We start from the raw sequence: 10,526 nt of genomic DNA on the forward strand, positions 1-10,526 counted from the left end.
CACGATAATTTTGACATTCAGGGAGCCCTAAGTCATATTAGGGCTCTTTTTATTTCTGCGTCTTTAAAGGAATTGCGACTGTGAAAATTGGTTTGTTATTGCTCATGGTGGTGTTCTTGGTTGTTCTAGCAGGCCTTCTGGTCATGAGCTACCGAATGCTAAAAAAAGTGCAGAAACAGGAAAAAATCGAAAATAGAGGCAAAACCCCAGAGCGACAATTGCACCCGAAATTACAGGCTGAATTAGAGCAGCGCAAGAAAATGCAGCAGCAGTTAGAGGAAAAGCAAAAATAAGCATTCTTATTTGCTGAACGAGACAAAAAAAGCTGAACCAGAGTTCAGCTTTTTTATTTAAGGGATCAGTCAATATTTTTAACTGCAATTGGTTTGAGTGCGCCAAAGTCGAAACGGTCCGGCCAGTTACAGACATCAGCGACCACACATTCATGACATTTTGGTTTGCGTGCAATACAGCAATAACGCCCATGCAAAATCAGCCAATGATGCGAATCAATAATAAATTCTTTGGGAATCACCTTAACCAGACGATGTTCAACCTCAAGCACATTTTTACCCACAGCCAAGCCAGTCCGGTTACCCACCCGGAAAATATGGGTATCGACCGCCATTGTCGGTTGGCCAAAGGCAGTATTCAGTACCACATTTGCAGTTTTACGACCTACGCCTGGTAAAGCTTCCAGATCAGCACGATTATCCGGTACCACGCTGTTATGTTTCTTGATCAGCATCTCACAGGCTTTAATCACGTTTTCTGCCTTGGAGTTATAAAGCCCGATGGTTTTGATATATTCCTTCAGCCCATCCACGCCAAGGGCATAAATCGCTTCTGGCGTATTTGCAACAGGAAATAGCTTGTCAGTCGCCTTGTTGACGCTGACATCAGTTGCTTGTGCCGAGAGTGTCACTGCGACCAGTAATTCGAAAGGATTAGAATAATTCAGTTCAGTTTTTGGATTCGGACGTTGTTCACGTAAGCGTTCAAAAAAAGTCTGAATCTGTTTTCTGGTCATGTTCTTTACAGGTTTGCCGCTCATGCTTGTCATTATCTTATCCCTGTAAATCCTGTAATTGCTGCATTAGTTCGGCAAGCTGAGTGCGTTTACCTGTATCTTCGCGGACAGACAGCTGTTTCTCAAGTTTCTTGATCTGGGTACGCAGTTTGGCCAGCTTAATCGTAGTTTTGGCGTCTTGAATCAATCCATCCTCATTTGGCTTTTCCACCACTTCAATCACGGGTACATTTTGACTTTGTGCAGAGAACTCGGCAAATAGTTCGGTATTGATTTCAGCACGTACCACAGGACCTTTACGGTCAATGCGGCGTTTTTCCTCACGTTGGATATGTGCATAGTAACGTTGGCGCAGATCATTCTGTTCTTGCACATGCTGTTCATCTGACATGAGTGGATGGGTATCTTCCACCAGATCAATACAGTCGACCGGGCAGGGGGGAATACACAGTTCGCAGCCAGTACACAAATCTGTCAGTACCGTATGCATCAGTTTTCCTGAGCCAATAATGGCATCGACCGGGCAGGCACTAATGCATTTGGTACAGCCAATGCATTCATCTTCACGAATCACTGCCTTCATGCGCTGAGGACGCCCATCAGCCTGAATGGGCCAGACACTTGGCTCAGCCCTAAGTTTAGGACGATTTAACAATCTGGCGAGGGCATCTGCCACTGGCTGTCCACCGGGTACACATTTGTTGGCTTCTTCTCCCTCAGCAATGGACTGGGCGTAGGGTAGGCAGCCATCACGATGACCACACAAACCGCATTGGGTCTGTGGCAATAACGCATCAATGGATTGGATGAGGGAAATCTGCGAATTCATGATATTTCAAAGCCGCTCACAGTGAGCATTTCAGGAGGTGAAACAAAATATGTCAGAATTACAAATTTTAGCATATTTTGATCAGCTTGTTTGTGCACAATTAAGGTAACCAATATGCATTATTATCATGCATAAATAAGAATTTAGACTTTGATTCCACTGATATTTTGCTATCTAAAAATTTAATTCATAATAAATATAAATAACTGTTATAAAATTAATTTTCATATTTTTTCAAAAAAACTATTGTGGATTGGTTACAAAAGATATTTAATATTTTGCGCCAAAATTTAACATCGATTGTAAATTTGACCAATTTTGATCCATTTTCTGCTGAGGATTAAGCGTTGAAATACAACACACTTAATGAGTTCCTAGATTACGTTAAAACACGTGATGCACATCAACCAGAATTTCTTCAAGCTGTAGAAGAAGTGATGACAAGCTTGTGGCCGTTCATTCAAAAGAACCCACAATATGCAGCTCACGGTTTACTAGAACGTCTAGTTGAACCAGAGCGTGCGATCCAGTTCCGCGTTTCTTGGGTAGATGACCAAGGTCAAACTCAAGTAAACCGTGCGTTCCGCGTACAGTACAACTCAGCGATTGGTCCATTTAAAGGTGGTATGCGTTTCCACCCATCTGTGAACCTTTCAATTCTGAAATTCCTGGGCTTTGAACAAACGTTTAAAAATGCTTTGACTACTTTGCCTATGGGCGGTGGTAAAGGTGGTTCTGACTTTGATCCTAAAGGCAAGTCAGAAGGCGAAATCATGCGTTTCTGCCAAGCGTTAATTATCGAGCTTTACCGTCACCTTGGTTCTAATACTGATATTCCTGCGGGTGACATTGGTGTAGGCGGCCGTGAAGTAGGTTATATGGCGGGTATGATGAAGAAGCTCAGCAATGACACTTCATGCGTATTCACTGGTAAAGGCTTGTCTTTCGGTGGTTCATTGGCTCGTCCTGAAGCAACTGGTTACGGTACTGTGTATTTCGCTGAGGAAATGCTGAAAACTCGTGGCGATAGCTTCAAAGATAAAGTCGTGACCATTTCTGGTTCGGGTAACGTTGCGCAGTACGCTGCTGAAAAAGCAATGTTCTTAGGTGCTAAGGTCGTTTCTCTATCTGACTCTGCGGGAACTGTTTATGTTAAAGACGGTTTCACTGATGAACTTCTTGCTGAAGTGATGGAACTGAAAAACGTTAAACGTGGCCGTATTTCTGAATTCGCGTCCAAACACGGTTTTGAGTACCTTGAAGGTCAACGTCCTTGGGGTATTAAGTGTGATATCGCGCTTCCATGTGCAACTCAAAACGAATTAGATGCTGATGATGCTGCTAAACTTCTTGCAAACGGTGCAATCTGTGTTGCTGAAGGTGCAAACATGCCATCTACTCTAGGTGCTGTAGAGAAATTCGTTGAAGCGAAAATCCTTTACGCTCCAGGTAAAGCATCGAATGCAGGTGGTGTGGCAACTTCTGGTCTTGAAATGTCTCAAAATGCATTGCGTCTTGGCTGGACTTTCGAAGAAGTTGATGAACGTCTTCATGCAATCATGAAAGAAATTCACCGTAACTGTGTGAAATTCGGTACTAAAGAAGACGGTACTGTGAACTATGTTGACGGTGCAAACATTGCGGGCTTCGTAAAAGTTGCTGATGCAATGCTTGCTCAAGGCGTATTCTAAGTCTGACTTAGTTTAAGCTTTAAAAAAACCGAGGCCATCGCCTCGGTTTTTTGTCTCTGTTATAAAAATATTTTATAGCGAGCCTTTTACTGCTTCACGCTCGACGGCCATATCAAATATATAAGCATATTTAGACTGATCTGCTGCCGGATTCTTGATTTCAAAGCGTTTTACGCGAATTACCTGACGCTCATTTGGCGTATGCTGGAAGCCTTCGATTTGGTCATAGAACAGGTTCCAATCTTTATCGACCTGAGTTTTTAAGCCCTGCTCATTGTATTTGACTTCGCGCACCTGAAGGCAGGTTTGCTGTGCTACACCGGTACAAGCTTTGGTTTCAGGAGAAATTTCCAGGAAAATGATATCAGCCTGACCATTATAACGGGCTTCTGGCGTCATCTTCCCTGTGAAGACGTAAGCCTTTCCGTTTACGGTCAGAGTCAAAACCGGATTTTGAGCATCACTGGTATTTAAGCTAAATGGAATACGGGCATCATTAAAAATTTCACCTGCCAGCTTTTCCTGTTGCATGGCATTGGTATCACACGCTTTCATGGTTGAGATTAGGGTGCCAGTTTCCAGCTGACCCTCAGAGATTTTCCAGCTACCACCCAAGCTATTGCAGCTGGTAGTGACACTAAAACGATTCTCATCATGGAAGCTCAGTACCATATGTTCTTTTGCACCAGTATCAATGTGCCATTCATAAGCACTCAAAGTATTGGCGGCATTTTGTTGCTGTAATACGGACACGGCAAGATCTCCTACTTTTTGGACATCATTGGACTGACAAGCTGCAAGGGTTAAAGGGAATAATGCAATAATTAAGTATTTTAATTTCATTGATGGAATAGTCATGAAGCAAATAAATCAGACTTAAGCTTAAACGATTCATTTTTAAAAGATATGGATACATTCTGAAGCTTTAGGTAGCAAAATGTATCCATGAAAATTGAATGATGAGTAAAATAAGACAGGAAGATTTTTCTTAGGCCTAAGAAAAAAGGCTCAGATAGAGCCTTTAAATCCTAATCAAAACGATAGATATCCATACCCAGTGAACCCATGCTAAAGCTGCTATGCACCAGACTAAAACGGGTACCAGTTCCCATTGCAAAGAAAATCGGTGCAAAGTGTTCCAGGGTCGGGTGATTACGTTCCAGGTAAGGAATACTTGGCCAATCCAATACTGCTTCATAGTCACTATGAGCGAGTTTGCTTACCACATAATTGCGGAAGGTCGAGGCCCATTCTGGAACAATATTGGATAGTCCAGTACGATCCAGCTCTCGCAGGTTATGCGTGATACTGCCTGAACCAATCAATAGGACCTGCTGCTCACGCAGGTGTGCCAGCGTTTGACCAATTTTATAAATGTCATGTGCAGTCATGTTGATGGGCAGGGAAATTTCTATCACCGGAATATCTGCATCCGGATACATATGTAGCAGTGGCATCCACACGCCATGATCACGCGGGCGTGAATTATTGGCATAGGCGCTAAAGCCAGCTTCAGACAGGAAGCCGAGAATCTGTTCAGCCAGTTCTGGTTGACCCGGCGCAGGATAACGTAGTTGATACAGTTGAGGCGGGAAGCCACGGAAATCATGCCAGGTTTCTGGACGAATACCGGTATTTACTTCCAGTGCATTACTTTCCCAGTGGGCAGACATTACAATGATTGCCTCTGGACGTGGCAAATTGACATTTAAACGCTCCAGTGCCGGACCTACCTGTTCGGGATTCAGGGCAAGCATTGGAGAGCCATGGGAGATAAACAGGCCGGGAAGCGTTTGTAAGTTCATAGTTCAAGCCACATCTGGAAGATGTCTTCAATAATGCATGAAAGCAAGCGAAGTAAGGAGGGGAGATTGTTCAACAATTCGTTGCGGAAATAGAACAATAGCCAATTCTCACCTTAACCCGCACGGTGATAAGGGTGATTATGATTAATGCTCATGGCACGGTACAACTGTTCAATCAGCATGACACGAACCAGAGGATGCGGCAAGGTCAGTTTGGATAGTGACCAGTGCCATGCAGCTGCCTTACGTACCGCTTCAGAGTGACCATCCGGCCCACCAATGGCTAAAGCCACATCATTACCTTCCAGCATCCAGCCTTTCATGGTTTCAGCCAGTTTTTCGGTACTGAATTCACGGCCGCCGACTTCAAGTGCAATCAGGGTTTCATTTGGCTTTAATGCATTCAGGATACTATCGCCTTCGATATTACGATATTTCAGGATGTCGGCTTCTGAATCATTCTTGCCACGTTTCGCCATCGGTAATTCAATGATTTGTGTTTGAACAAATGGCTGTATGCGCTTGAAATAATCTTCAAAACCAGTGAGCACCCAAGCTGGCATTTTTTGACCAATGGTCAGAATACGGATTTTCATACAGACATCGTGTAGTTCAGAAGTGCTCATTATAACGATGAAACAACATGAAGTTGAGTATAGAAACAAATTGAAATTGAATTAGAAAAAGCACTGCTGCATAAATATCCAGAGTTCAAGTTTCTGCTTGATCATGTCATGGAAATAATAACAAATGCGGATTGTAGCCATTTTAAGAAAAAGTTATCTGGGTTTGCTGATCAGTCTGTCTTTAATCTTCCCGAGTTGGGCCTGGGCCAATCCAGCCAACGCTCAAGTCAAAAATCTCGAGCTTTACTTTAGCCAGATCCTGAATGTGGATGAATTTAGAAATCACAAGAATACGGCTGAACTGAACCGGGTATCCGGTTGGTTGAAAGAGCAGATGCGACGCTTTGGTATTCCGTGCCAGTTTCAAAGCTATATTGTGAATAGTCAGGGCTATCGCAATCTGGTTTGTCAGCTCAATGTAAAAGCCAAAGATAAAATCGTCATTGGTGCTCACTATGATGTTTTTGCCAATCATCTCGGTGCGAATAATAATGCTTCTGGCGTCGTAGGAGTGGTGGAAGCTGCACGATTGTTGGCCCTGCAAAAAAATAAACTGAAAAATAATATCGAGTTTGTTTTCTATGGTCTGGAAGAACCGCCGTATCTCAACACAGAGCATATGGGCAGTGCGATCCATGCCAAGGCATTGAGAAAGCAAAAGCAGAAAATACGTGGCGTCTTTGTACTGGACTCTATTGGTTACTATGATGAAAATCTGGTACAGAGCTATCCGACAACTCTAAAATGGTTTTATCCTCGGCATGCCAATTATATTGCCAGTATTGGACATCTAAGTTCAGTAGGACTTACAGGAAGATTTTGCGAAGCTATGCAGACGCGTCAGCGTTTAGAGTGTGAACGTTTTATTATTCCTACTTTTATGCAGGGACTGGATTATTCGGGCTATCTCAGTTATGCCAAGCAGAATTTTCCAACTGTACTGATCAGTGACACAGCTCATTACCGTTATCCTTATTACAACACTGAGCAGGACACTCTAGATAAACTGGATCTGAAAAAAATGACTTATGTGGTAGACGGATTGATGCAAACCGTTCTAAATCCATAAAATTTAGGTAGAGATAATAAAAAAAACCTGCCGGAGCAGGTTTTTTTTATGAGCAGATCACTTAGTGACGTGCGGCTTTAGATTCATCAGTCGCTTTTACAATTGGGGTTTTTACCAATGCTTTCGGCATAGAGGTAAGTGCCAATGGTAAAATCTCATCGATTGATTTCACGGCTTTGATTTCCAGACCTTCTTTCACATTTTCAGGAATTTCAGCCAAGTCACGTACGTTGTCTTGCGGAATGAATACCAGCTTGATCCCACCACGGTGAGCAGCAAGCAGTTTTTCCTTCAGACCACCGATACGCATCGCACGACCACGTAAGCTGGTTTCACCGGTCATCGCGATATCAGGACGAATCGTAATACCTGTGAATGCAGACACGAGAGCAGTGGTTAGTGCCAGACCAGCAGATGGACCGTCTTTCGGTGTCGCACCTTCAGGTAAATGTACGTGTACATCGGTTTCTTCAAAGCGGGAAGCTTCGATACCCAATTCAGCTGCACGCGTACGTACTACGGTCATCGCGGCGGTAATCGATTCTTTCATCACATCACCGAGAGAACCGGTAGTAATGAATTTACCTTTACCCGGAACCGCTGCTACTTCAATTGTCAGTAACTCACCACCAACCGAAGTCCAAGCCAGACCATTTACGCGACCCACTTCTGGTTCTTCTTCAGCCATGCCGAAATCGAATTTGTGAGGACCCAGGTACTCTGGCAAGTTGTTCGAATTCACTTCAAGCTGAAGATTTTTCGCTTTCTTGCTCACCGCTTCTTTAACTACCTTACGGGCAATTTTAGAAACTTCACGTTCCAGGCTACGCACACCAGCTTCGCGGGTATAACGCTGTACGATGTCGCGAATCGCCTCTTCATGAATGGTCAATTCTTTGCTGCGTAAACCATTGTTCTTGATTGCTTTCGGAACAAGATAGCGTTCAGCAATATTGACTTTTTCATCTTCGGTATAACCCGGTAGACGAATCACTTCCATACGGTCAAGCAAAGCTTCCGGAATATTCATGCTGTTCGCAGTACAGATGAACATCACTTCAGACAGATCCAGATCCAGATCCAGGTAATGATCGTTGAACTTACTGTTTTGTGATGGATCTAGTACTTCAAGCAGTGCAGAAGCAGGGTCACCACGGTAGTCCTGAGCCATCTTGTCGATTTCATCAAGCAAGAACAGTGGGTTTTTTACACCAACTTTGGTTAAAGACTGCACAATTTTACCTGGCATCGCACCGATATAAGTACGACGGTGACCACGGATCTCAGCTTCATCACGTACACCACCTAGGGCCATACGCACGAATTCACGACCAGTTGCTTTGGCAACAGATTCACCCAGAGAGGTTTTACCTACACCCGGAGGACCTACTAGACATAGAATCGGGCCACGCAGTTTTTTCACACGTGACTGAACTGCCAGATATTCCACAATACGATCTTTGACATCATCCAGACCATAATGATCAGCATCCAGAATTTCCTGAGCCTTGTTCAGGTTAATGCTGACTTTGCTCGCTTTGTTCCAAGGTGTATCTAGGATCACTTCAAGATAGTTGCGAACAACCGCAGCTTCACTTGATGCAGGTTGCATGGCTTTCAGCTTGCGGAACTCAGCTTCCGCTTTTTTACGTACGTGCTCAGGCAGGTCTGCTTCAGCCAGACGTTTTTCAATCTCAGCGACATCATCTTCTGCACCACCATTCAGGTCAGAAAGTTCGCGTTGAATCACCTTCATTTTTTCATTCAGGAAATATTCACGCTGATTCTTTTCCATTTGGCGTTTGACTGAATCATGCAGGGTTTGCTCAATCTGCTGTTCTTCAGACTGTTGCAGTAAATAAGTCATTAGTTCAGCCAGATGCGCTTCAAACTCATCGTGCTCAAGGAATTTTTGCTTGATTTCGATGTTCAGCGGCACTCGAGTTGCCACGAAGAACAATAACTGAAGCAAGTCTTCAATTTTATTTGCAGCTGCAATCAGTTCACGTGCATTACGTAACTTCGCTTCTGCATACTGGGCAAATAACGCACGCAGTTCCTCTACACGGGTATCCTGAGTGTCATTGTCCATCTTGACAGTGATCGGACTAAGCTCATGTTCAGCAGTCAGATAATCAGTGTCATCAATGATTTTAGTTAATTTGGCACGATAAAGGCCTTCGATGAGTACCTTGATACAGTTTTCATCATTTTCATGATTCACAACCTGCACAATCTTCGCGACAGTACCGTATTGATATAAGTTGTCGTGATCAATTTCTTCTGTAAGCGAATCTTTTTGCGCAACCACAAATACCAGATTGTCACTGTTACGAGCCACATCAACTGCATTGATCGATTTTTCACGACCGACAAATAGCGCGATTTGCATGTGTGGATATACCACTACATCACGTAACGCTAAAAGTGGTAATACACTTGGAACCTGAGGCTCAAAGCTTTCTTCATTCATAATAATTTCAGACATGGGCACTCCTAATGAGTGACAACGATGTTGCCATGTATTTTATAGTGATGGGTATTTTTAAAATTACAAGGGTCGTTCAGATGAAATTGTATAATTATTGACTAATTATTTGATTTAAAAGTAACTTAGTCAATGAATTGATTTACAAACGCTTAAAATGTAGCAAGCGTGTAGGAGTTAAAAGTGCATCTACAGGCTGATCCCATTTTTCCCGGGGTAATGATGTTTCTACAAGCTGTAAATCATGTGCCAAACCAAGACGATAGGGTTTCTTATACGCTGTCGCCAAGGTACGGTCATAATACCCACCACCCATTCCGATCCGGGTACCTCGATAGTCACAGATCAATAACGGCATAATTAATAAATCAAGTTTTGATACATGCAAACCACGACTTTGCATAGGTTCACGCATGCCTAAACGATGATGGAAAAAACGCTTGTTTCGGTATAGGTGTTTGTTAATCCGTACCCATTCTAATCGCTGATTCATGTTACAGATCACTGGCAAATAGACTTTTTTATCGACAGAGAAACAATATTCAATAATTTGCTGAGTGCGAATTTCACCAAAAGCATCTAAGTAAAGACCGACATGCTGTGAGTGAATAAATTGAGGATTTGATCTAAGCAGATTTAGCACTTGCTGGGCAGATTTTTTTTGTTCAAATCGGGAAATGCGACGACGGGCTTGGCGGATTTTTTTTCGAAGTTCCTGAACGGTCGTATACATAAATTATCTGAACTTTAGATGGTGCTGAGCATAAGTCTAAGGCAGGAAAAGCAAAAAGTAAAAAAGAAGACCTAAAGAAGATAAATTTTGAGTAAAAGCAGGTGATGACTAAGAATTTACACAGCTATTCAGATATTGAAAAATATTTTATTAGGGCGTGTCCTCATTTGGCTTTACACCAAATAAACATGCAAGCAATGTAAATCATAGACTGGTAATTTCGTGCAAGCTTATCAAATCGGGTTGCAATCGCTC

The 10,526-nt window shown here is 42.9% G+C and carries 10 protein-coding genes; 3 read left to right on the forward strand and 7 right to left on the reverse strand.

Going from position 1 to position 10,526, the window contains the following annotated elements; all coding sequences use genetic code 11:
* The first annotated feature begins 80 nt into the window (after positions 1–80).
* The gene (locus ACS72_RS12625) at positions 81–293 is read left to right on the forward strand and encodes a hypothetical protein (protein WP_004810756.1); all 213 of its coding nucleotides are present in this window, start codon (positions 81–83) and stop codon (positions 291–293) included.
* A gap of 65 nt (positions 294–358) precedes the next feature.
* On the opposite strand, the gene nth is transcribed toward ACS72_RS12625, so the two are convergent.
* Positions 359–1,063, reverse strand: coding sequence for an endonuclease III (gene nth, locus ACS72_RS12630; protein ID WP_004810755.1), 705 nt, complete (start codon positions 1,061–1,063; stop codon positions 359–361).
* A 4-nt stretch (positions 1,064–1,067) separates the two neighbouring features.
* Positions 1,068–1,859: an RnfABCDGE type electron transport complex subunit B gene (locus tag ACS72_RS12635; RefSeq protein ID WP_004810753.1), complete on the reverse strand. Its 792-nt coding sequence runs from the start codon at positions 1,857–1,859 to the stop codon at positions 1,068–1,070.
* A 347-nt stretch (positions 1,860–2,206) separates the two neighbouring features.
* On the opposite strand from ACS72_RS12635, the gene gdhA reads away from it, so the two are divergent.
* Positions 2,207–3,550, forward strand: a complete 1,344-nt coding sequence (gene gdhA, locus ACS72_RS12640; RefSeq protein ID WP_004810752.1) for an NADP-specific glutamate dehydrogenase — start codon at positions 2,207–2,209, stop codon at positions 3,548–3,550.
* A 72-nt stretch (positions 3,551–3,622) separates the two neighbouring features.
* Here gdhA and ACS72_RS12645 read toward each other — a convergent pair whose 3' ends face one another.
* The 3 genes from ACS72_RS12645 to rlmH form a co-directional block, all read right to left on the reverse strand.
* Positions 3,623–4,393, reverse strand: a complete 771-nt coding sequence (locus ACS72_RS12645; protein WP_034424213.1) for an META and DUF4377 domain-containing protein — start codon at positions 4,391–4,393, stop codon at positions 3,623–3,625.
* Between the two features lie 185 nt (positions 4,394–4,578).
* The gene (locus tag ACS72_RS12650; protein WP_008301951.1) at positions 4,579–5,355 is read right to left on the reverse strand and encodes a dioxygenase; all 777 of its coding nucleotides are present in this window, start codon (positions 5,353–5,355) and stop codon (positions 4,579–4,581) included.
* Positions 5,356–5,468: 113 nt separating this feature from the next.
* Positions 5,469–5,951: a 23S rRNA (pseudouridine(1915)-N(3))-methyltransferase RlmH gene (gene rlmH, locus ACS72_RS12655; protein WP_017401572.1), complete on the reverse strand. Its 483-nt coding sequence runs from the start codon at positions 5,949–5,951 to the stop codon at positions 5,469–5,471.
* Positions 5,952–6,105: 154 nt separating this feature from the next.
* On the opposite strand from rlmH, the gene ACS72_RS12660 reads away from it, so the two are divergent.
* The gene (locus ACS72_RS12660; protein WP_008301956.1) at positions 6,106–7,050 is read left to right on the forward strand and encodes a M28 family peptidase; all 945 of its coding nucleotides are present in this window, start codon (positions 6,106–6,108) and stop codon (positions 7,048–7,050) included.
* A 61-nt stretch (positions 7,051–7,111) separates the two neighbouring features.
* On the opposite strand, the gene lon is transcribed toward ACS72_RS12660, so the two are convergent.
* Together lon and ACS72_RS12670 are read right to left on the reverse strand one after the other, a co-directional pair.
* Positions 7,112–9,538, reverse strand: coding sequence for an endopeptidase La (gene lon / locus ACS72_RS12665; protein WP_048882314.1), 2,427 nt, complete (start codon positions 9,536–9,538; stop codon positions 7,112–7,114).
* A 142-nt stretch (positions 9,539–9,680) separates the two neighbouring features.
* Positions 9,681–10,271: a 5-formyltetrahydrofolate cyclo-ligase gene (locus tag ACS72_RS12670; RefSeq protein WP_048882315.1), complete on the reverse strand. Its 591-nt coding sequence runs from the start codon at positions 10,269–10,271 to the stop codon at positions 9,681–9,683.
* Between the last annotated feature and the right edge of the window lie 255 nt (positions 10,272–10,526).

The organism is Acinetobacter sp. VT 511 (assembly GCF_001077515.1).
GTDB lineage: Bacteria > Pseudomonadota > Gammaproteobacteria > Pseudomonadales > Moraxellaceae > Acinetobacter > Acinetobacter schindleri.

Coding starts and splice junctions, on each gene's coding strand:
- nth (WP_004810755.1), bottom strand. CDS start 1,063: ATGACAAGCATGAGCGGCAAACCTGTAAAGAACATGACCAGAAAACAG.
- ACS72_RS12635 (WP_004810753.1), bottom strand. CDS start 1,859: ATGAATTCGCAGATTTCCCTCATCCAATCCATTGATGCGTTATTGCCA.
- ACS72_RS12645 (WP_034424213.1), bottom strand. CDS start 4,393: ATGAAATTAAAATACTTAATTATTGCATTATTCCCTTTAACCCTTGCA.
- ACS72_RS12650 (WP_008301951.1), bottom strand. CDS start 5,355: ATGAACTTACAAACGCTTCCCGGCCTGTTTATCTCCCATGGCTCTCCA.
- rlmH (WP_017401572.1), bottom strand. CDS start 5,951: ATGAAAATCCGTATTCTGACCATTGGTCAAAAAATGCCAGCTTGGGTG.
- ACS72_RS12660 (WP_008301956.1), top strand. CDS start 6,106: ATGCGGATTGTAGCCATTTTAAGAAAAAGTTATCTGGGTTTGCTGATC.
- lon (WP_048882314.1), bottom strand. CDS start 9,538: ATGTCTGAAATTATTATGAATGAAGAAAGCTTTGAGCCTCAGGTTCCA.
- ACS72_RS12670 (WP_048882315.1), bottom strand. CDS start 10,271: ATGTATACGACCGTTCAGGAACTTCGAAAAAAAATCCGCCAAGCCCGT.